Annotated in this window: 16 protein-coding genes, 1 tRNA gene and 1 pseudogene; 7 read left to right on the top strand and 11 right to left on the bottom strand. The window is 73.6% G+C overall.

Annotation, left to right across the window (positions count from 1 at the left end):
• Window positions 1-14: 14 nt before the first annotated feature.
• Window positions 15-1529 carry a glycine betaine/L-proline transporter ProP gene (proP, locus tag ABT026_RS28715; RefSeq protein WP_351118090.1) on the bottom strand — a complete coding sequence of 505 codons (1515 nt, stop codon included), beginning with the start codon at window positions 1527-1529 and terminating at the stop codon, window positions 15-17.
• Window positions 1530-1724: 195 nt separating this feature from the next.
• Between proP and ABT026_RS28710 the strand changes: the two are divergent.
• Window positions 1725-1847, top strand: a pseudogene (locus tag ABT026_RS28710) (ABC transporter permease); the annotation flags it as partial.
• 144 nt (window positions 1848-1991) lie between these two features.
• On the opposite strand, the gene argG reads toward ABT026_RS28710, so the two are convergent.
• The 4 genes from argG to ABT026_RS28690 all read right to left on the bottom strand — a co-directional run bounded on the left by argG (window position 1992) and on the right by ABT026_RS28690 (window position 7213).
• Entirely contained in the window at window positions 1992-3434 is a 1443-nt protein-coding gene (gene argG, locus ABT026_RS28705; RefSeq protein WP_351118089.1) for an argininosuccinate synthase, read from the bottom strand.
• Between the two features lie 14 nt (window positions 3435-3448).
• Window positions 3449-4888, bottom strand: coding sequence for an MFS transporter (locus tag ABT026_RS28700; RefSeq protein WP_351118088.1), 1440 nt, complete (start codon window positions 4886-4888; stop codon window positions 3449-3451).
• Window positions 4889-5003: 115 nt separating this feature from the next.
• A complete protein-coding gene (locus ABT026_RS28695) occupies window positions 5004-6485 on the bottom strand; it encodes an extracellular catalytic domain type 1 short-chain-length polyhydroxyalkanoate depolymerase (RefSeq protein WP_351118087.1) in 1482 nt (493 codons plus the stop codon).
• A gap of 140 nt (window positions 6486-6625) precedes the next feature.
• On the bottom strand, window positions 6626-7213 hold the full coding sequence (locus ABT026_RS28690) for a DinB family protein (protein ID WP_351118086.1): 588 nt from the start codon (window positions 7211-7213) through the stop codon (window positions 6626-6628).
• A gap of 234 nt (window positions 7214-7447) precedes the next feature.
• Between ABT026_RS28690 and ABT026_RS28685 the strand changes: the two genes are divergently transcribed.
• Together ABT026_RS28685 and ABT026_RS28680 are read left to right on the top strand one after the other, a co-directional pair.
• Window positions 7448-8683: a beta-1,3-glucanase family protein gene (locus ABT026_RS28685; protein WP_351118085.1), complete on the top strand. Its 1236-nt coding sequence runs from the start codon at window positions 7448-7450 to the stop codon at window positions 8681-8683.
• 155 nt (window positions 8684-8838) lie between these two features.
• Entirely contained in the window at window positions 8839-10002 is a 1164-nt protein-coding gene (locus ABT026_RS28680) for a S1 family peptidase (RefSeq protein WP_351118084.1), read from the top strand.
• A 90-nt stretch (window positions 10003-10092) separates the two neighbouring features.
• On the opposite strand, the gene ABT026_RS28675 is transcribed toward ABT026_RS28680, so the two are convergent.
• Window positions 10093-10938, bottom strand: coding sequence for an LLM class F420-dependent oxidoreductase (locus ABT026_RS28675; RefSeq protein ID WP_351118083.1), 846 nt, complete (start codon window positions 10936-10938; stop codon window positions 10093-10095).
• Between the two features lie 164 nt (window positions 10939-11102).
• Between ABT026_RS28675 and ABT026_RS28670 the strand changes: the two genes are divergently transcribed.
• The 3 genes from ABT026_RS28670 to ABT026_RS28660 all read left to right on the top strand — a co-directional run bounded on the left by ABT026_RS28670 (window position 11103) and on the right by ABT026_RS28660 (window position 14707).
• Window positions 11103-11179: transfer RNA gene (locus tag ABT026_RS28670), tRNA-Ser, on the top strand.
• Entirely contained in the window at window positions 11179-13461 is a 2283-nt protein-coding gene (locus tag ABT026_RS28665) for a hypothetical protein (protein WP_351118082.1), read from the top strand. Before ABT026_RS28670 ends, ABT026_RS28665 begins: the two co-directional genes overlap by 1 nt.
• Window positions 13462-13606: 145 nt before the next feature.
• Window positions 13607-14707, top strand: coding sequence for a YncE family protein (locus ABT026_RS28660; protein ID WP_351118081.1), 1101 nt, complete (start codon window positions 13607-13609; stop codon window positions 14705-14707).
• 31 nt (window positions 14708-14738) lie between these two features.
• On the opposite strand, the gene ABT026_RS28655 is transcribed toward ABT026_RS28660, so the two are convergent.
• Window positions 14739-15371 (bottom strand): SMI1/KNR4 family protein, encoded by a 633-nt coding sequence (locus ABT026_RS28655; protein ID WP_351118080.1) that lies wholly within the window; start codon window positions 15369-15371, stop codon window positions 14739-14741.
• Window positions 15372-15607: 236 nt separating this feature from the next.
• Between ABT026_RS28655 and ABT026_RS28650 the strand changes: the two genes are divergently transcribed.
• Complete coding sequence (locus ABT026_RS28650; protein WP_351118079.1) at window positions 15608-16021, top strand: hypothetical protein; 414 nt, start codon at window positions 15608-15610, stop codon at window positions 16019-16021.
• 27 nt (window positions 16022-16048) lie between these two features.
• Here the strand turns inward: ABT026_RS28650 and ABT026_RS28645 are convergent, their stop codons facing one another.
• The 4 genes from ABT026_RS28645 to ABT026_RS28630 all read right to left on the bottom strand — a co-directional run bounded on the left by ABT026_RS28645 (window position 16049) and on the right by ABT026_RS28630 (window position 21423).
• Window positions 16049-17044, bottom strand: a complete 996-nt coding sequence (locus ABT026_RS28645; RefSeq protein ID WP_351118078.1) for a phosphotransferase family protein — start codon at window positions 17042-17044, stop codon at window positions 16049-16051.
• A gap of 43 nt (window positions 17045-17087) precedes the next feature.
• The gene (locus tag ABT026_RS28640) at window positions 17088-19439 is read right to left on the bottom strand and encodes an FdhF/YdeP family oxidoreductase (protein ID WP_351118077.1); all 2352 of its coding nucleotides are present in this window, start codon (window positions 19437-19439) and stop codon (window positions 17088-17090) included.
• 25 nt (window positions 19440-19464) lie between these two features.
• Window positions 19465-19980, bottom strand: coding sequence for an SRPBCC family protein (locus tag ABT026_RS28635; RefSeq protein ID WP_351118076.1), 516 nt, complete (start codon window positions 19978-19980; stop codon window positions 19465-19467).
• Window positions 19981-20259: 279 nt separating this feature from the next.
• Window positions 20260-21423: a phospholipase D-like domain-containing protein gene (locus ABT026_RS28630; protein WP_351118075.1), complete on the bottom strand. Its 1164-nt coding sequence runs from the start codon at window positions 21421-21423 to the stop codon at window positions 20260-20262.
• Window positions 21424-21742 lie beyond the last annotated feature (319 nt).

Below are 21742 nucleotides of genomic sequence, written 5' to 3'. Positions count from 1 at the left end.
GCAGCCGGGCGGCGTCAGAAGCGCGGGCTCGAGGCCCGGCTCTCGACCAGGCGGGCGGCCTCCTGCGGGGTGGCGACGGACGGCGGGGAGCCGTCCAGCGGGCGGCGGGCCGTCTCCTTCATGCAGGCCACCGAGACCACCCCGACCAGCGCGGCCGCCATGGAGTAGTAGGCGGGCATCATGTCGCTGCCGGTCACCGAGATCAGCGCGGTGATCACCAGCGGTGTCGTCCCGCCGAAGAGGGAGGCGGACAGGTTGTAGCCCACCGCCAGCGACCCGTACCGCACCGGCGTCGGGAACAGCGCCGGCAGCGCCGCCGACATGGTTCCCAGCAGGCACACCAGCGACAGCCCCAGCATCAGCATCCCGGCCGCGACGGCGACGAAGCTGCCCTGCTTGACCAGCAGGAAGGACGGGGCGGAGAGCACAAGGAAGCCGAGCATGCCGGCCATCAGCAGCGGCTTGCGGCCGCGGCGGTCGTTGAGCCGGCCGACCTGGTTGATGACCAGCATCAGGACCACCATCGTGCCGATCAGGAACAGCAGGCCGTGCGTCTCGGAGTAGCCCATCTCGTCGGAGAGGTAGGTCGGCATGTACGACAGCAGCATGTAGTCGGTGACGTTGTACGCGCCGACCAGACAGACGCACAGGATCAGGGTGGGCCACTGCGTGCGGAAGATGTCCTTCAGGTCGGCCGTGGCGCCGGGCTCGACACGGGCCGGCGACGCGGTGGCGCGGTGCGAGGACTCCTCCTCCAGCCGCTTGAACGCGGGCGTCTCGTCCAGCCTGAGCCGCAGGTACAGCCCGACGAAGCCGATGGGTCCGGCCACCAGGAACGGCACCCGCCAGCCCCAGTCCTCCATGCCCTGGTCGCCCAGCAGCGCCGTCAGCACCGTGACCAGCCCCGCCGCGGCGACGTAACCGGCCAGGGTGCCCAGCTCCAGGAAGCTGCCCCAGAAGCCGCGGCGCCGGTCCGGGGCGTACTCCGCGATGAAGGTCGACGCACCGCCGTACTCGCCGCCCGTCGAGAAGCCCTGCACCAGCCGGAACAGGAGCAGCAGCACCGGAGCCCAGAAGCCGATCGTGGCGTACGACGGGATCAGACCGATGCAGAAGGTGCCCACCGCCATCAGGATCATGGTCAGCGCGAGGACCTTCTTGCGGCCGATCCGGTCGCCCATCGGTCCGAAGACCAGGCCGCCCAGCGGCCGCACCAGGAACGACGCCGCGAAGGTCGCGAACGACGACAGCAGCTGCACCGTCTCGTTCCCGGGCGGGAAGAAGACGTGGCCGATGGTGACCGCGAGATAGCTGTAGATGCCGAAGTCGAACCACTCCATCGCGTTGCCCAGCGAGGCCGCCTTCACCGCGCGGCGGACCATCGCCTCGTCCGTCACGGTGATGTCGGTGCGCCGCAGCGGAGGGTTCCGGCGCCGGTCCGCGGCCCGGAACAGGGCACGGTGGCGCCTGACCGCCCCGGCGTCCGAAGCGACAGCGGCATCGGACCGGCGTGATTCCCGCAACGCCATCAAGGGTCCTTTCTCCTGGGGCGGCGGAGTGCGGCACCCGGCGCGGACCGGCCCGCGCGGATCACCCCGCGCGCCTCACTGTGCGTTCTTCCGCCCGGTCCCGCCCTCCGACCCGCCGGTCTCCGGGAAGACCACCGTGGTCAAGATGCTCGCCACCCCCTCCTGCGCCCCGACGCGGGCCAGGCACGCGTCTTCGCGGTCCGCGGGCTGATGGCGGGGCGGTGGCCCGGCATGGAGATCGTCTGGACCCTCGGCTGGGCGGGGCTGCTCCTGCTGGTCTTCGGTCCGGTGACGATGCGGCTCTACAACCGGAAATGAGCCGGTGCGAGACGCCCGGAAGTGGGGCCGAGGCGCGACCCCCGGAAGTGAGCCGATGCGCGCCCCCGGAAGTGCGCCGACGCGAGAGGCCGGCCCGGAGCACTCCGGGCCGGCCTCTCGCGCCGTGCGCGCGTCCGCGACGGGTCAGTCGGTGCCGGCCTCCATCGCCGCGCGGTCGAGCAGCTCGTCGTCCTCGCTGACCTCGCCGCGCGAGGCGATGGCCTCCGCGCCGCCCTCGGGCATGGTGCCGATCAGGCCGGTGACCTGGGCCGCGCCGAGCACCGGGCTCGCGCCGGTGCCGAGCAGACCGAGGCCGGCGTACTGCTCCAGCTTGGAGCGGGAGTCGGCGATGTCCAGGTTGCGCATGGTCAGCTGGCCGATGCGGTCCACCGGGCCGAACGCCGAGTCCTCGGTGCGCTCCATGGAGAGCTTGTCCGGGTGGTAGCTGAACGCCGGGCCGGTGGTGTCGAGGACCGAGTAGTCCTCGCCCCGGCGCAGGCGCAGGGTGACCTCGCCGGTGACCGCCGCGCCGACCCAGCGCTGGAGCGACTCGCGGATCATCAGCGCCTGCGGGTCCAGCCAGCGGCCCTCGTACATCAGGCGGCCCAGACGGCGGCCCTCGCTGTGGTACTGGGCGAGGGTGTCCTCGTTGTGGATCGCGTTGACCAGGCGCTCGTAGGCCGCGTGCAGCAGGGCCATGCCCGGGGCCTCGTAGATGCCCCGGCTCTTGGCCTCGATGATCCGGTTCTCGATCTGGTCGGACATGCCCAGGCCGTGGCGGCCGCCGATGGCGTTGGCCTCCATCACCAGGTCGACGGCGGACGCGAAGTCCTTGCCGTTGATCGTCACCGGGCGGCCCTGCTCGAAGCCGATGGTGACGTCCTCGGCGGCGATCTCGATCGTGGGGTCCCAGAACTTGACGCCCATGATCGGCTCGACCGTCTCGATGCCGTTGTCGAGGTGCTCGAGGGTCTTCGCCTCGTGCGTGGCGCCCCAGATGTTGGCGTCGGTGGAGTACGCCTTCTCCGTGCTGTCCCGGTACGGCAGGCCGTGCGCGACCAGCCACTCCGACATCTCCTTGCGGCCGCCGAGCTCGGTCACGAAGTCCGCGTCCAGCCAGGGCTTGTAGATCCGCAGGTTCGGGTTGGCGAGCAGGCCGTAGCGGTAGAACCGCTCGATGTCGTTGCCCTTGTACGTCGAGCCGTCGCCCCAGATCTGGACGTCGTCCTCGAGCATGGCGCGCACCAGAAGGGTGCCGGTGACCGCACGGCCCAGCGGCGTGGTGTTGAAGTACGCCCGCCCGCCGGAGCGGATGTGGAACGCGCCGCAGGTGAGCGCCGCCAGGCCCTCCTCGACGAGCGCGGCACGGCAGTCGACCAGGCGCGCGATCTCGGCGCCGTAGGCCGTGGCGCGGCCGGGCACCGAGGCGATGTCGGGTTCGTCGTACTGACCGATGTCGGCGGTGTAGGTGCACGGGACGGCGCCCTTGTCGCGCATCCACGCGACCGCGACGGAGGTGTCGAGGCCGCCCGAGAAGGCGATGCCGACGCGTTCGCCGACGGGGAGGGAGGTGAGGACCTTGGACATAGGAAGATTATGCATCATCCCGTATGGTCATGCAAAGAGGGTTCCTGGCGGGGTTCCGCGCGGGCTTCCGTACGGGGTTCCGGCAGTACCGGCTTCCCCTCGGCCGGGTCCTCTGCCGCGTCCTGCGACCCGTCCCGTGCACCGGCCGGGTCGTCGGCCGGGTCGTCGGCCGTCCCGCGCTCCGTCTCCGGCGCGATCCCCAGACGCCGCAGGTGCCGCTCGCCGGCGCGGGCCGCCGGGTGGATCGCGACGGCCGCCGCCAGGATGACCGCGGCGATCACCGCCCAGCCCACGGCGCCCCAGGACATGGCCAGGTAGGTGTACGCGGCCGGCGCCCAGACCGACCCCAGGTTGTAGCCGAGACCCACCACGCCCTCGTACTCGCCACGCCGCTCGGGGTCGGCCAGCTCGGCGACCAGCCCCCACTGTCCGGCCGACTGGTATAGCTCGGCGCCGGTCACCGTGACGTGGCCGACCCACATCAGCACGATCGTCACCCAGCCCACGGTGTCGTGGGTGACGGCGATGATGCCGCAGGAGACCAGGAAACAGAGCGCGCCGCGCCGCTGGGCGCGGAGCGAGTCGCTCACCGTGGCGACACCCCGGGCGGCGGCCACCTGGAGGGCCACCGCCATCACGGTGTTGGTGCCGTACAGCCAGGCCAGCACCACCTTCGGCGCGTCGGTCTCGGCCACCAGCCACAGCGGGATCACCGTCATCAGCAGCACCTGGTGGGTGCCCAGCACACCGTTCAGGAAGGTCGTCAGCACGAAGGGGCGGTTGCGGAGCGCGGCGCGCGGATCGCGGCGGCGGCCCGGACGGGCCGCGCCCTCCGCCACGGCCACGGCGGGCACCACCGGTTCGGGCCGGGGAGGCTCCGGAAGCCGGGAGACCCAGTAGGAGTTGGCCAGCAGCACCACCGAGGTGAACAGGGGCACGGCGTGGACCAGGGTGAGGCTGTCCAGGGCGAGGGCCGTACCGCCGGCCAGGGCGCCCACGGAGTACCCCGCGTTACGGGCGGCGCGCAGGTAGGCCCGCGCGTGCACCCGCTTCTCCCGGGGGAAGACCTGCATCTGGTAGGCGCTGCGCCCGGTGCGCACCCAGGTGTTCGCCAGGCTGAGCGGGATCAGGACGGCCAGCGCCGTGACGAAGGAGCCGGCGAGGAACCAGGAGGCGAAGAACACCGCTTCCAGGGCGGAGCCCACGATCCAGCTGCGCCGGGTTCCCACCCGGTCGGCCAGGCGGCCCAACGGCACCGAGAACACGAACGCGGCCGCGAGGGACAGGGTCAGCATCAGGCCCACCTGGGCCGGGCTCAGTCCGACGACCTGGGTGAAGTACACCGCCTCGCCGGTGATGAAGGCGCCCTCGGCGAACGCCGAGAGGGCCGACTGGTACGACATCGCCCGGGTCAGGCGGTCTTCGGGGAGAAGGCGGGACAGCAGAGAGGGCATGCGACGGCTCCTGTGGTTCGACCAGGCGCAGTCTTCGCCGCGTAATTCTTGACGTCAAGATAATTATGGGGCCGTCACGCGCGGTGGCGTGACGGCCCCTCAGGCGCGGTCCGGGTCAGGACGGGCATCCGGAGTCGGAGATCACGAAGTGACCGGCCGAGGTCTCCTCGAGCGTGTGGCTGTAGAAGGTGTTGTAGAGGCCCATGTTCTGGCCCGACCCCAGGGCGTAGGCGTAGCCGCCGCTCTGGCGGGCCCGGCCGGCCTGCACGTGCGCGTAGTTGGAGGCCGTGAAGCAGCGGTGCTCGAAGCCCCCGTCGCCGCCGCTCGTCGTGGCGGTGACGGACGCGGAGCGGGCGCCGGCCGTGCCGGAGGAGTCCACGGCGGCCACCGCGTAGGTGTAGGCCGTGCCCGGGGACAGGCCGGTGTCGGTGTACGAGGCGCCGGTGGTCGTGCCGACCCGGGAGCCGCCGCGGTAGATCTCGTACGACGCCGCCCCGCTCACCGCGTTCCACGACAGCGACACGCCGGTGTCGGTGACGGCGCCCGCCGTGAGGCCGGTGGGTGCGGGCAGGGCGCCGGGGCCGCCCGGGTCGACGGTTCCGCCGTCCAGGCCCCAGAAGAGGGCGGTGTAGTAGCTGGAGCAGATGGTGTCCAGGTAGTAGGCGCCGGCGGTGCCGCACTGCGAGGCGCCCGTGCCCGGGTCGACGGCCGTGCCGTGGCCCATGCCGGAGACGGTGAAGGTGGTGACCGCGGGAACGCCCCGCGCGTCGGTGTAGACGGCCTGGGTGGTGTTGCCGGGGAGCGAGGCGGTGGAGGCGGGGGTCTGGCTCAGGCCCCAGACGTTCGTCCACTGGTCGCGTGACTGGGTGGCGTTGGCGGGCACCACGGTGGTGTCGGACGTGCCGTGCCAGATCGCGACCCGCGGCCAGGGGCCGGTCCACCCGCCGGACGCCGAACGCACCGCGTCGCCCCACTGCTTGGGGGTCTTGGACGTCGCGTTGTACATACAGGTGTAGGCGTTGGCGACGCCGGTGGCGCAGCCGGCGGGGATGCCGGAGGCGATGGAACCGCCCGCGAAGACGTCCGGGTAGGCGGCGAGCATCGCGGCGGTCATCGCCCCGCCGGCCGACAGCCCGGTGACGAACACCCGGTCGACGTCACTGCCGTACCGGCTGATCGCGGAGTCGACCATCTGCTTGACCGAGAGCGCCTCGCCCTGGCCCCGGGCCGTGTCGGAGGACTGGAACCAGTTGAAGCAGGAGTTGGCGTTGTTGGCGCTCGAGGTGTGCGGGTACACCACGGCGAACCGGTACAGGTCCGCGTACTTGGCCCACCCCGCGTGGGAGTGGTAGTCCGGGGCGCTCTGCGTGCAGCCGTGCAGGGCGACGACCAGCGGGGCGCCGGCCGGAAGGCCGTCGGGCACGTAGGCGTACATCTGGAGGTTGCCCGGATTGGTGCCGAACCCGGTGACCTGGGTCAGCGAGGCGGCGGAGGCGGGCGTCGGGGCGGCGAACAGGGCCAGCAGCAACGCGAGTACGGCGGTCAGGCCGAACGCGCGGGGGCGTGCCCCGGGTCGGGAGCGGTCGGGAACCGGCATGGGGTCCTCCCGGAAGGGATCGGTGCGGGGGCGCGTGTGGGGGTCACGCGCTCCCGACCGTACGAACGGGCCCGACACCTGCCAGTGGAGTGGCAGCACATAGGTGCGGGGCGCGCCTATGTGGGAGCGCGCCCAGGGGGTCAGGCCTCCCGGGCGACCCGCTCCAGGCGGTCGCGGTGCGCCTGCCACCAGGCCGCGTCCGCCTGCGCCATCGCCGTGTTGTCCTCGCGCATGCCCACCGCCCCGTCGATCAGCTCGCGGACGATGTCCGCGTGTCCCGCGTGACGCTGGGCGTCGGCGATCACCCGCACCACGGCATGGTGCAGCGTGATCGCCGCGCGCTCCGCCGGCCACCAGGGCACCGTGCCCACCGCCTCCAGGGGCAGCGCGTCGAGGGTCGCGTCCGCGTGCGCCCAGGCCTTCCGGTACATGCCGACCACGAACTCGCGCGACTCCTCCTCGGTCGCCCACATGTCCGCGTTCGTCTCGGCGCCCTCCGCCACCCAGGGCAGGGGGATGTCCGACGGGCGGCCGAACACCTCGCCCAGGTAGCCGAGTTCGACGGTCGCCAGGTGCTTCACCAGTCCCAGCAGATTGGTCCCGGTCGGGGTGAGGGGCCGGCGGACGTCGTACTCGGAGAGGCCCTCCAGCTTCCACAGCAGGGCGTCGCGCGCGTCCTGGAGGTAGCGGTGGAGGTCGGCCTTGGGGTCGGCGGGGGTCGTCGTCATGCGGACAGTCTGGCAGCCACCAGGGACAACGAAACTTTCAACTGAGAGCGCTCTCAGACTACTTGACGTTCCAAAAGCAACAGGATTTCATCGGAACCGCACACGCCACTCCGGGGCGGGTCCGCACACGGTCACGAGGTCGTGCGGGCCCCGCCCACCTGCCTGAACACCCCCCACCTTCCCGGACGCGTGCCGTCATGGCGCGTCGTGCCGGGACGATCTCAGGAGGAACACGTGGTTTCCCGACGATCCTTCATGGTCGCGGGCGCGGCCGCCACGCTCGGAGCGCCCGCCTGGCTGCTCGCCAGGCCGGAGCGCGCCAAGGCCGGCGAGTCCTCGACCGCGGCGGCGTCGCTGCCGATCACCCTGCGCAACACCTCCGGCAGCGACACCGTGTACGCCTACATCAGCGGCGCAGACGAGTCCGGATGGCCCGGCTTCGTCGGCGCCGACGGCGTCTTCCGGCGGCTGCCGAGCCCGTCCTCGGTGCTCACGCCCGTGGCCGACCACTCCATACCCCTGGGACCCTCGGGCTCGTCCGGGGTGCGGGTGCCGCTGAACCAGTACGTCATCAGCGGCCGGGTCTGGTTCTCGGTGGGCGCGAAGCTCCAGTTCTTCGTGAACCCCGCGAACGGCGGGGGAGCACCGGGCATGGTCCAGCCCGCGCTCACCGCGAGCGACCCCAACTGGCGCACCAACTGGACCTTCTGCGAGTTCACCTACAACAGCGCCAACCTGTACGCCAACATCAGCTACGTGGACATGGTGGCGCTCCCCGTCGCGATGTCCAGCACCGGTGCGGCCGGTTCGCAGTCGGTCCCGCCCCTGCCCGCCGGAGCGCTCGGCAGGATCGCGGAGGGCCTGCGGGCCCAGCACGCCGCCGACGGCGCCCCCTGGGGCCGGCTGGTCGCCACGGACGACGCGGGCAAGGTCGTCCGGGTGATGGCGCCGGCCCACTCACCGACCGGGTTCGGCGACTACTGGCAGCCCTACCTGGACGAGGTCTGGCGCCGCTACGAGACCACCGACCTGACCGTGAACGGGCAGGGCTCCGTCGGGAAGTACACCGGACGGGTGTCCGGCGGGGTGCTGACCTTCGCCGGGCTGAACGACAACGGCGTGCCGTTCACCAGGCCCAGCGCCGTGGACATCTTCGGCTGCGCCAGCGGCCCGCTCCACAACTCCGGCGGCGACGCCCGCGGCGCGGTGGCCGCCCGGCTGGCGGCGGCGCTCAACCGCAGCTCGCTGCTGGTGTCCGGCGGCGACAACCAGCCCGACGGCGTGCCGGCCGACCGCTACTACCGGCACGCGATCACCAACCACTACGCCCGGCTGGTCCACGAGCACGCCACCATCGGCTACGCCTTCCCCTACGACGACGTCGGCCCCACGGGTGCGCCCGCGGTCGACGGTCACCTCCAGGACGGTGCTCCGACGTCCTGGACGATCGAGGTCGGCGCGGGCGCCTGACCCCGCCGCGCCTTTCCGCCCCACCCCCTCTCCCTCCCTTTCCGCCCCTCCCGTCTCCCTGTCTGCCGCGCGCCCGTCGGCCGGCCGGGAGAGCGCTCTCAGAGATCCCTGGTTCCACCGACCCCCTGCCGGAACGAACCGAAAGGCACCCCCCCATGAGACGCAACGCCCTCACCCGCGGCGCACTCGCCGCCCTGTTCGTCGTCGGAACATGGGCCACCGCGGCCGCCCCCACCGCCTCGGCCGACGACGGCCGGTCCTCCGCCGCCTCGCAGGCGCCCGCCTCCGACGGGCTGCTGCGGGCCATGCGGCAGGACCTCGGCCTCACCGCCGCACAGGCCGAGGAACGCCTCGCCGCCGAGAAGAGCGCGACCGCGCTCGAGCCCACGGCGCGCCGCGCCGCGGGCGACTCCTACGGCGGCTCCTGGTTCGACGCGAAGACCGGCCGCCTCACCGTCGCCGTCACCGCGGACGCCCCCGACCGCACCCGCCGCGCGGTGAAGGCCACCGGCGCGGAGGTCCGCACGGTCCGGCACGACGCGCGGGAACTGGCCGCCGTGCAGCGACGCGTCGACCGGCTCGACGCCCCGGAAGGCGTCACCGGCTGGCACGTCGACCCGCAGGCCAACACCGTCGTCGTGAACGTCGCCGACGGCAGCCGCTCCGACGACGCCGTCGAGCGGTTCCTGGACCGGGCCCGCGCGGCCGGTCCGGTGACCGTCGAGAGCGTTCCGGGCGCGCCGCGCACCCTGGCGGCCGGCACCGTCGGCGGTGACCCCTTCTACACGGGCAACGTCCGCTGCTCCATAGGCTTCTCCGTGGTCGGAGGCTTCGTCACCGCCGGGCACTGCGGCGGGGCCGGCCAGTCGGTCAGCGGCTGGGACCGCACCTACATCGGCAACATCCAGGGCTCGTCGTTCCCCGAGAACGACTACGCCTGGGTGAACGTCGGCAGCGGCTGGTGGACCGTGCCGGTGGTGCTCGGCTGGGGCACCGTCTCCGACCAACTGGTGCGCGGCTCCAACGAGGCGCCGGTCGGGGCGTCGATCTGCCGCTCCGGCTCCACCACCCACTGGCACTGCGGCACCGTGCAGGCCAAGAACGAGACGGTCAACTACAGCCAGGGCGCGGTGCGTCAGATGACCAGGACCAGCGTGTGCGCCGAAGGCGGCGACTCCGGCGGCTCGTTCATCAGCGGCGACCAGGCGCAGGGCGTCACCTCCGGCGGCTGGGGCAACTGCTCGAGCGGCGGCCAGACCTGGTTCCAGCCGGTGAACGAGATCCTCGGCCGGTACGGACTCACCCTCGTCACGGCCTGAGCCGCGGGCGGGCCGGGGCGCGAGCACCCGGCCCGTCGGCACCGCACCACGGGTGGCCCCGGGGAACCGCCCCCGGGGCCACCCGCGCGGTCAGCGCAGCTCGAGCAGGTCGGCCAGGCGACGCCAGCCCTCGCGGGGGTGCCGGTCGGGGGAGCCGTCGAGGACCTGGACCGCGACGTGGTCGGCGCCCGCGTCGTGGAACTCCGCGAGACGCGAGCGGATCGTGTCGTCGTCGCCCCAGACCACCACCGAGTCGATCAGCCGGTCGCTGCCGCCGTCCGCGAAGTCCTTCTCCTCGAAGCCCATCCGGAGCCAGTTGTCGGTGTAGTTGGGGAGCCGGGTGTACATGTCGACCGTCTCCCGCCCGATCCGGCGCGCCTCGGCCGCGTCCGCGCTCAGCACCACCTTCACCTCCGGCGCCAGCAGCGGACCCGCGCCGAGCGTCTCCCTGGCCCGCGCCACGAACTGCGCGTCCACCAGGTAGGGGTGGGCGCCCGCGGTGCGCTCGGCGGCCAGCCGCAGCATCCGGGGACCCAGCGCCGCCAGGGCCCGCGACTCCTTCGGCAACGGCGCGGAGGCCGAGTCCAGCGCGTCGAGGTAGTCGACCATCGCCGAGTACGGCTTGCGGTAGTCCTTGGCCAGCGGCGCGTGGCTGACGCCGAGCCCCAGCAGCAGACGCCCCGGGTGCCGGTCCTCCACCGCCGCCGCCTGCTCGGCGACCATCGCCGCGTCGTACTGCCAGATGCTCAGGATGCCGGTCGCCACCGCGATACGCGAGGACGCCGCCAGCAACTCGCCCGCCGCCGGCACCGAGGCCATGCCGAACCACACGGCTCCGAAACCCAGCCGGTCCAGCTCGGCGACGGCCTCCACCGCCTCGTCCCCGCCCTCCCGGAGCTTGCCGCTCCAGATGCCGAAGCGTCCGACGTCCACCATGGGGTACATCCTTTCCGGTCAGCTGCACGCCATCGTCGCCAAGGTCCAGCGACCGAGGCACTGCATGCATTCCCCATTCACCCGTACGGAGTCGGCGCGGGCGGCCCCGTGACCGAAAGTCGGTTGAACGCCGGGCGGTCACGCCGACAGAATCGGCGGCACCACGACGTGTAGCTCAGTCAGTCGGAGCGCCAGGCTTGAGACCTGGAGGGCGCGGGGGCGGAACCCGCCACGTCGGCCATGAACGAGAACGCTGAGCAGCAGCGCACCACGACCGGATCCGCGACGACCGTCGGCACCGGCTACCCGCTCGGGCAGCTTGCCAAGGCGCTCACCACGGCCCGCACCCATCACGACCCCGAGGTCCGCGCACGAGCGGGCCGCACGGGGGAGCGGTGGCGCGCCGTGCTGAGCGCCATGACGGACGGACGGCTGACCGTCGGCTCCCGCACGCCGGTCGCCGGCCTGCCCGCATGGGTGACCCTCGAGGTCGCCCACGGCGGCTTCGCCACCGGCGCCCCGAGCGCGGGCGGCCCGCTGCAGCCCTACGAGAGAGAAACGGCCCGACGGGCCGGCCTGCCCGCGGACCGCCGCGCGCTCTTCGACCACTTCCTCACCGAGGAAGGGCTGTCCCGGCTCGGCGAACTGCTCGACAGCGGCGCCTACGAGGTGGCCGTGCCCGAGGAGGCCGCCCTGCTCACCGTGGCCTGGCTGGGCCGGGCGGGCGAGACGGACGCGGCCGTCGACCTGGTCGGCGAACTCGAGCCGTTCGCCGACCGGCTGCGCTTCCTCCCGCGCCCCGCCGAGCGGCCCGCACCCGGGCCCGACACCGTGCACCGCGTCACCGTCGGCCACGCCCGCGCCGCCCTGAACGCCCGCGGTCCCCACCGTGGCGTCGAGGCCCAGCGGGAGGCCCTCGCCGTCTGGCACCCGTTCGGCGACGCCCTGCTGACCCACTGGCTGGAGACCGCCGAGGACGGCGTGGTGCTCGCCCGCGTCCCCGACGACGCCTGGCGTGAGCGCGGCGCGGCGCTGCTGCGCCGCTACCAGGACCTCGCCGCCCGCCACACCTACTGCACCAGGCACCGCGACCCGCGGCAGAACCTCGGCGTCCTGCGCGCCGCCCTGGAGGAGGCGGTGGCCGGCCGCACCCCGGACGCCCGCCTGCTCGGGCTGCTGCGGGCCGCCGTCACCGGCATGGTGCGCAAGCGGGGCGTGCCCGGCTCACCGCGCCACGCCGAACTGCGCCGCGTCCAGGCCGTTCAGGCGGCGCTCCCCTCGCACCACCGGATGGCCCGGCTGGTGGCGGACCGTCTCGCCGAGCTGCCCCAGGACACCGGCCTCACCGACGTCGCCGGCCCGACCGGACCGGTCACCGCGCGGGAGGCCGCCGCCGGCGGGCCGCCCGCGGGCACGATCGTTCCGCCCGCGGTGCGCAGGCCGGTCGAGGCGGCGCTCAGCGCGCCGGTCGCCACCCTGGTCGAGCGCGGCGTCGTCCCCTCGGCGGAGGTGCTGGCCCAGCTCACGCCCCAACTGGTGGGCGCCGTCTGGGCGCGAGGCTGGCAGGACGCCTCGCTGCGCACCCTCACGGCAGCCGTCTACCGGGCGTTCCGCGGCCGGCGCTCGCTGCTCCTGCTGAACCTGGCCTCCCAGGTCAGGGTGGAGGAGCTGCCCTGGATCCGTGCCGTCGTCCCGCTGCGCCGTCCCGAGGACGGCGGCGAGGGGCCCGCCGCGGTGCTGCGCGAACTGGGGGAACTGGCCCTCACGGCCTTCCCGGGCACCCTCCTGCCCAACCCGCTGGTCCGCGAACTCGGCACACTGGCACGGCAGTCGGGGCTGGACGCGCCGATGGTGGAGGAGCTGGCGGCGGACATCTTCATGGGCTCCTTCAGCCCCAAGTTCGCCGCGGTCGCCCGGATCGCGGGCGAACTCCTGGCCGGCACGCCGTACGAGCGGTACTACGGCCTCGACGAAGGCGCCCTGGACGCGGCGGACTTCGCCGCCCTGTGTTCCCGGCGGGCACGGGACGCCGCGGGTGGGGCGGTCCGCGGGTCCGGGTCGGTGGCGGCCGACGGGATGGTGATCGAACAGGCCCAGATCCTCACCACCCACAACCTCGCCACCCTGGTGGCCAGGGCGCGGGTCGCGCCCCGCGACGGCTGGGAAGGCCCTGCCCGCGACGCGTTCCTGACGGTGTGGCGGCTGGTCGAGCGGCTCGAGAACAACCCGCGGCCGCTCGGCACCGTCAAGGACGCGGCCTACGCCTGGCGGCAGGCGGTGTTCTTCCTCTCGCTGTGCTCCCCGCCGCAGCGGGAGGGCGTCCTCGCCTGGCTCGCCGGTGAGGCGGACGGCCCCGGCCGCCGACCCGCCCGGGTCACCGCCCGGCTCGCTCCGGCGGTCCGCGGCCTGCTGAACGCGGCGGTCGGGGAGGCGGTCGAGGCGCACGGGGGACGCCGGTTCCTCGGCTGGACGGTGGGTCCCCACTGGCTGCTGGAGGGAATCCCGCGTCCGGCACGGCGCTGACCTGGGGCGCGCGGGCGTCCCGGGCGGGGCGGCCCCGGTGACCGGGGCCGCCGGAGGCCCGGGTTAGGCTGCGGCGGACGACAGGCCGACGGGCCGAGAGACGCCGCGTCGGCCTTTCCCGAGCCCTCATGGAGATCCGACGCCCATGTCCGCACGGCCTTCCTCCGGGACCCTGTCCCTCCGCGCACGCACCCTCACCGCCGTGGCCGTGGCCCTCGCCGTGACCGGCGCGCTGCCCGTCTCCGCGGCCGTCGCCGCCCCGAGCGCCCCGGCGGCGAGCGTCCGGGCCGGCGCCCCGGCCGGCGTCGCGGCCGCCCCCCTCGCCGCGGGCCTGTACCAGTCCGCCTACTCCGAGCGGAACGACGCGCTGTGGGCCACCGCCGCCGTCGGCATGCCCCCGGCCCCCGTCACCGGCTCGCAGCTGGTCAAGGTCGACCCGGACACCCTCGAGGTCGAGGCGACCTACCCGGTGCCCGTGTCGGAGGCGGGAACCCCCGAGGCCGTCTACGGCATCGACGTCGACGACGAGCACAACACCCTCTGGGTGACCAACACCCGCAACGACTCGGTGGCCGTCTACAGCCAGCGCGACGGCCGTCACCTCGCCACCCTCGCCGGCGCGAAGCACTCGCGGGAGGTCGTGGTCGACGAGCGGCGCGACCTGGCGTGGGTCAGCGCCTACGGCTCGGGCGAACTCGTCGCCTACGACAGCCGCACCTACCGGGAGGTCCGCCGCGTCGCCGTCGAGGGCAGCGGGCCCACCGGGCTGGCGGTGAACGAGCGCACCGGAGCGGTCTACGCGGCCGACCACCTGGGCAGCCGGATCATCGAGGTCCGCCCCGGGAAGGCGAACCCCCGCCTGCTCCCGGCCGGCGCGGGCCCGCTGGGCATCGCGCTGTCCCCGGACGGGCGGACCGCCTACACCGCCGACCAGACCACCGGCACGCTCACCGTCGTCTCGCTGCGCTCCGGCGCCGTCACCGCGACGGTTCCCACCGGCGCGGGCGCCAAGTCCGTGGACGTCTCCCCGCGTTCGGGCCAGGTCGTGGTGGTGAACCGGCTGGCCGGCGACGTCTCGGTCGTCGACCCGTGCACCACCGAGGTCGTCGCCACGGTGCCGACCGGACCGCTGCCCAACCACGTCCGCATCGAAGGCGGCACCGCCTACGTCCTCGACAAGTCCGCGGCGGGCCCGCGCGGCGAGGACCTGGTGACCCGCATCCGCCTGCGCGCGGTCACCTCCTGACGGACCGGCTGTACCGCACCGGCCCGACGCCTCAGGGCAGCCCGACGGGAGCCGGGACGAGCGGGGAACCGTGCACGTCCCGGCTCCCCGCCTCCTCCCACAGCAGGACGCCGTCCGCGCCCAGGAACGGGTGCAGGTCCCGTACACCGCCGCCGTGATGGAGTGCCTCCGCCACCGCGTGCAGCAGCGCGCCCAGGCCGGGCCAGGAGTCGACGAAGTCCCCGCCGCCGCCGTGCCCGGCCCACCCGAGCCTCCCCGCGTCCGGGCCGGGCCGGGTGTCGATCACCTGCGCGTCGCCGCCGGCCCCCTCCGCCCAGGGAATCCACCGCGGATGCCACCAGGGCTCGTCGTCCCCGTGCAGGGGCCTGAGCCCGTCGTTCTCGGCCGCGATGCCGCCGTACATGTGCCAATGGCGCGCCACCTCGGCGGCCGACAGCGGCGACTGCTCGGGGAGCACGGTCGTCCAGCGGGTCGCCCCGTCGTGACAGCGCAACGACTCGGCCAGCTCGGCGGGGAGTTCACGCCCGAGGACCCGGGCGGCCTCCCGCAGTTCCTCCTCCTTCACCGGCGGCGCGAGGACGGCCAGGCCGTCCGGAGAGTGGACCGCCAGCCACCTGTCGATGCGGTCCCAGGAGACGGGGACGGGCGCGATGCGTGGAGCCATGGGCCGATTCTCCCCCGGCTGCCGCTGCCCGGTGTCGTCCCGTCACCCCGCGCGTGAGCCGTCCGGTCACCGACGCGCCGTGCCGCCGTGCGGGGGAAGGAGGTACGGCCGGTGGGGGTGTTACGGGCGGGTGGTCCCAGGTCGCCCGGTTTGAGTAGGTGTACTCAGGCAGTCGGGGCGGCGCGCGCCGAGCATGGGGGAAGGCCCGGTGCGCGGGCCGCGACCAAGGAGGCACCATGGACAGCCCGGACGAGGCGCCCGGCCCCGCCGCCCCGGCGGGGGAGCGGGAGACCCGCGTCCACCGCCCCGCGGCCCTGCCGCTGCCCGAACCCGAGCACGTGCCGTGGCGGTGGGCCGAGGAGTTCCACGCCAACGCGTGCGCCGGACCGGGCGCCCGGCTGCGCCTGCGGACGCGGCTGACCGCCGCGTCCTGGTTCGGCGACGTCGAAACCGCGAGCCAGGCGCTGGACGCCCTGGTCCGAGGGACCATCCGCGAGGCCCGGCTGGCCCGCGACCAGCGGCTCACCGTCCGGGCGTTCATCCTGCCCACCAACGAACTGGTCCTGGAGACCGAGTCCCGCGACGACGCCCGGGCCGCCCCGGTGCGGCGGCAGCTGGTCCTGCCCCCGCTGCGCTCCGGCCCCTTCTGACGCCCGCCCGCCCGACGGGACCGTGGTCTACCAGCCGCCCGGACGCCGTCGCAGCCACCGCAGCGCCGCCTCGCCCTGCGCCCGCTGGAAGGCCCGCAGGGTCGGCAGCCCGGGCGGCGGTGCCTGCAGGCAGGCGTGCAGGAAGTAGCCGGCGACCGCGACCAGCACCGTGGTGACGTCCTCAGGATCGGCGCCCCGGGGGGCCAGATGCCGGTCGAGGCGGACCACGGCGGCGTCCGGATCCTCCGACTGCATGACGACGCTCGGCCCCGTGGCCACCACGTCGAACCACGGCGCGCCGATCGCGGCCCAGGGCCAGTCGACGAAGATCACGCGTCGGGCGGTCAGCAGGATGTTGTCCGCCCGCAGGTCACCGTGGACCAGGGCGGTGCCGGCCGCGGCCGCCGCCCACCCGGCCTCACGGTCGGCGAGGCGCTCCAGGCGCAGGCGCACCCACGGATCGAGCCGCGCCCGCAGGGCCTCGCCCTCGTCCCCGGCGGCCCCGGCGAGTGCGCGGAACCCCCGGAACTGCCCGTCGCAGGCCTGCTCCAGGGTCGGCACCGGCAGGGGAGACGGGTCGAGGAGCGCCGACAGGGCATCCGCCGCCGAGAGGACCCGGGCGAGTTCGTCCGGCCGCCACGGCTGGGCGGGGGTCCTGCCGTCGACGTCCTCCAGGACCAGGACGGCCCATCCGGCGACGTCCAGGCTCAGGAAAAGCTGCGGCACGGGAGCCCCGGCCGGGAGGGCGGCGGTGATCCGGGCCTCCGCCCGGTGCAGCCCGGGGGCGTCGGGGTTCGGCTCGGGGCCCACGGCCTTGACGAAGAACCGCCTGCCGTCCGCGAGGCGGACCCGGGCGGCCACGCCGGGGGAGAAGCCGCCCGTCTGGGTCTCCGCGCCCTCCACCGGGGAGCCGAGCCCGGCCTCCACCCGGTCGCGCACGGCCCGCGGAACGTCCCACCACGAGCACCGCACCCCCGCGGCGGGCGGAGGTGCGGTGGCGGTGCTGCTCGGTCGGCTCTCCATGGCGCCATGCTTCAGCGGGCGTCGCCAGGGAGCAACCGGTTTCTCAGGCGGCGCCGTCGCCCTCGGCCGCGGCGCCCGTCAGGACCTCGGCGCCGGCGCGTTCGCGTGCCTCCAGGCGCACCACGATGCCCTTGGAGGTCGGGGTGTTGCTGACGTCGGCCACGCTGTCCAGCGGGACCAGGACGTTGGTCTCCGGGTAGTAGGCCGCGGCGCACCCCCGCGAGGTGGGGTAGGGGACGACGCGGAAGTTCTCGGCGCGCCGCTCGACGCCGTCGCGCCAGACGCCGACCAGGTCGACGGCAGCGCCCTCCTCCAGCCCCAGGTCGCGCACGTCCGAGGGGTTGACGAAGACCACCCGCCGCGAGCCGTGGATGCCGCGGTACCGGTCGTTGTTCGTGTACGGGATGGTGTTCCACTGGTCGTGGGAGCGCAGCGTCTGAAGGATCAGGTGACCCTCCGGGGCGCTCAGCGCCTCGAACTCGTTGCGGCTGAACACGGCCTTGCCGCTCGTCGTCGGGAAGTGGCCGTGGTTGACGGGGTTGGGCAGTCCGAAGCCGCCGGGGCGCGAGACGCGGGTGTTGAAGTCCGCGAAGCCGGGGACCACCCGCGAGATGTGGTCGCGGACGCAGCCGTAGTCCGCCTCGAACCGCTCCCAGCGCGCGCCCGGCACCTTGTCGCCCAGCGTGTTGCGGGCCAGCCGGCTCAGGATGGCGACCTCGCTCAGCAGGTGCTTCGACGCCGGCTCCAGCACGCCCCGCGAGGCGTGGACCTGGCTCATCGAGTCCTCGACGGTGACGAACTGCTCCCCGCCGGCCTGCGTGTCGCTTTCGGTACGGCCCAGCGTCGGAAGGATCAGCGCGGTCTCCCCGCAGACGGCGTGCGAGCGGTTCAGCTTCGTGGAGATGTGCGCCGTCAGACGGCAGCGCCGCATCGCGGCCTCGGTGACCTCGCTGTCCGGGGTGGCGCGCACGAAGTTGCCCGCCAGGCCGAGGAACACCTTGACCTTCCCGTCCCGCATCGCGCGGATGGAGTTCACCGAGTCCAGGCCGTGCTCGCGCGGCGGCTCGAAGCCGAACTCCTCGCGCAGTGCGTCGAGGAAGGCGTCCGGCATGCGCTCCCAGATGCCCATCGTGCGGTCGCCCTGCACGTTGGAGTGGCCGCGCACCGGGCAGGCGCCCGCGCCGGGACGGCCGACGTTCCCGCGCAGGAGGAGGAAGTTGACCAGCTCGCGGATGGTGGGAACGCCGTGCTTCTGCTGGGTGATGCCCATCGCCCAGCAGACGATGACCCGCCGGCTCTCCAGCACCATGTCGCGGACCTCCTCGATCTCCGCACGGGTCAGCCCGGTGGCCTCCTCGACACGAGGCCAGGAGAAGGAGGAGCGCAGGTGCTCGGCGAACTCGTCGAATCCGGTGGTGTGGGACTCGATGAACTCGTGCGCCAGCACGGTGCCGGGGGCGGCCTCCTCCGCCTCCAGCAGCAGCACGTTGAGCGCTTGGAACAGCGCCAGGTCGCCGCCGACCTTGATGTGCAGGAAGCGGTCGGCGATCTGCGTGCCGCGCCCCACCACGCCGCGCGGCTTCTGCGGGTTCTTGAAGCGGGCCAGCCCGGCCTCCGGCAGCGGGTTGACGGCGACGATGCGACCGCCCCGCCGCTTGGTCTCCTCCAGCGCCGTGAGCATCCGGGGATGGTTGGTGCCCGGGTTCTGGCCGACGGTGAGGATGAGGTCCGCGTGGTGGATGTCGGACAGGCTGACGGTGCCCTTGCCGGTGCCCAGGGTCTCGCTCAGCGCCGAACCGCTCGACTCGTGGCACATGTTGGAGCAGTCGGGCAGGTTGTTGGTGCCGAAGGCGCGGGCGAAGAGCTGAAGCACGAAGGCGGCCTCGTTGCTCGCCCGGCCCGAGGTGTAGAAGACGGCCTCGTCGGGGGAGTCCAGGGCCTTCAGCTCGTCGGCGAGCAGTTCCAGGGCGGAACTCCAGCTGATCGGCTCGTAGTGGCTCGCGCCGGGCCGCTTCACCATCGGCTGGGTCAGCCGGCCCTGCTGGTTGAGCCACCGGTCCGACTTCGCGGCCAGCTCGTCGACGGAGTACCGGGCGAAGAACTCGGGCGTCACCCGCGCCGAGGTGGCCTCGTCGTTGGTGTGCTTGGCGCCGTTCTCGCAGTACTCGTTCATCGGGCGCTTCCCCGGAGCGGGGTCGGGCCACGCGCAGCCGGGGCAGTCGAAGCCCGGCTCCTGGTTCAGATTGAGCAGGGTGAGGCCGGTCCGGCGGGGCGACGTCTGGGAGAGGGAGTACTCCATCGCGTGGACCACCGCCGGGACGCCCGCCGCCCAGGTCTTGGGGGGCGTCACCTCGAGGCGGTCGCCGCTGTTCTCCTCGCTCGACGGCTTCTGCACGTGTTCTCTCCTCGGTTGGGTGGTGTCAGCCGATCGGCCAGGTCGGCACCTGGGGCTTGTGGTGGTGGGTGCCCGGGCGCACATGGCTTCCGCTGATCTCGCCGCGCCAGTGGCCGGTCTCGCGGCCCTGCCCCTCGACGAACTCCTTGAAGCAGCGCAGCGAGCCCTCCGCCCAGCGGGTCACCAGGCCGAGCGCCGAGCCCAGCCGGTCCCTCAGCCGGGGCGTGCCCTCGGCCTCCAGCCGCAGCGTCACCCGGCACCGGTCGTCGCCCAGCGACTCGAAGGACACCGTGCCGGTGTGCCGCGGCGGGTCCAGGGCCTCCCAGCGCAACAGCCGGTCGGGCACCTGCTCGACGATCTCCGCGTCGAACTCGACGGTCCGCCCGCCGAAGCGCATCACCCAGTGGGTCAGCGCCGCCTGCGTCTGCTCGACGCGCTTCACTCCGTCCATGAAGCGCGGAAAGGTCTTGAACTGGGTCCACTGGTTGTACGCCACGTGGACCGGGACCTCGACATCGATCGACTGTTCGACAGTGTTCATGGCCTCGCCGTCTTCTCCGCTGCGCCGGAGCATCCGGGTCCCCCGAGAACGCGGTCCCATGCCCGACCGGGTTTCGGGCCCCCCGGCCCTGGTCACTCGCGCGCGGGGAGGCGCCGGGTCCGGAGCGGGCCCGGCCCTCGGCGCCCGCGTGGTCCGGGAGCGGACGCGGGCGTCGAGGCCGGGCGGGCGGGCGGCGGGGCGAGTCAGGCGTCGGGGCGCGGGCGAGGCGCGCGGCGGAAGCCGTCGCGCGGACGGGAGGCCCTGCGAGAGGCGAACCTGTCAGAGGAAGCGGCGGATCGGGGTGACCGAGGCCTCCTTCAGCCGCTGCACCGCGGCCCGGCGGCGCCACCGCTTGCGGTCGATGGCGACGCTGCGTTCGAGGTCGGCGTCGTAGTCCGCGTCGAGGGTCGCCGTGAAGTCCCGGTCGAGGACCGCGAGCATGACCTCCTCGTCGTGCTCCAGCGAACGGCGGTTGAAGTTGGTGGAGCCCACCAGGGACGCCACCCCGTCCACGGTCACGATCTTGGTGTGCAGCATGGTCGGCTGGTACTGGTGGATCGAGACGCCACAGTCCAGCAGCCGCGTGTAGAAGCCCTGGCCGGCGAGCTGGCAGGCCCGCTGGTCGGTGTATGGGCCGGGCAGCAGTATCTCCACCTGCACGCCGCGCCGGGCGGTCGCGCAGAGCAGCTCCACGAAGTACGCGTCCGGGGCGAAGTACGCGGTGGCCAGCCGGAAGCGGCGCTGGGAGGAGGTGAGCATCACCCGCAGCAGGGTCTGCATGTCCTGCCAGCCGATGGACGCCGACCCCCGGACCACCTGCACCACCGCGGTGCCGTGCTGGGCGTGGGCGGGGAAGCGGTCCCGGTCGTCGAAGAGCTCGTCGTGCGCCTCGGCCCAGTTCTGGGCGAACGCGGCGGCCAGTCCGTCCACCGCGGCCCCGCGGAGCCGGACATGGGTGTCGCGCCACTCCTCGGGACCGCTCGCGTTCCCGGCCCACTCCTCGGCGATGCCGACGCCGCCGCTGAACGCGACGGTCTCGTCGACGAGCAGCACCTTGCGGTGACAGCGGTGGTTCTGCTTGAACGGCGACAGCCACAGCGGCTTGCGGAACCAGGCCACCTCGACGCCCGCGTCGTCCATGGTGTCCAGCAGATCCTTCTCGATCCGGTTGGCGCCGAAGCCGTCCAGGAGCAGCCGCACGCGCAGGCCCGCGCGGGCCCGCTCGCTGAGCGCGGCGGCGAAGTCGCGGGCGATCTGCCCCCGCCAGTAGACGAAGGTCATCATGTCGATGGTGTGCTCGGCGGTGCGGATGGCCTCGAGCATCGAGGGGAAGATCTCGTCGCCGTTGCGCAGGGCGACCAGTTCGTTCCCCTCTGTCGCCGCCACGCCGAGCAGTCGTTCCAGTCGACGCCGCAGGCGCGTGATCTCCGGGTCGTCGGCCACGTCAGCGGCTCCGGCAGGGGGCTGGGGTATCGGGGCGGGGCTCACCGACGGACCTCCGTGATGCAGGGACGGCCGCACGGCGCAGGGCGTCGCGGGGGACCCGGGAGGACAGGAGGTCCCGGGTCCGGAAGCCACAGTTGCCCCTGCGTCCCTTCACCAAACCTGACGCCTTCCGCCCTACGGTGCACCCCCGCCCGGTGGGGAGAGCCGCCAGGTCCCGCAGGTCCCTCCCGCTCCCCGCACGCACCGGCCGCCCGCCCCGCCATCCGTTCCGACAGCGCGTCGTTCATCCGCGTCAGCAGCCCGCAGAAGGAGTCCC

This window comes from Streptomyces sp. NPDC002734, assembly GCF_040295685.1.
Classification (GTDB): Bacteria; Actinomycetota; Actinomycetes; order Streptomycetales; family Streptomycetaceae; genus Streptomyces.
Note: the sequence above shows the minus strand (reverse complement) of the source record. Positions and strands in the feature narration are given on the sequence as shown.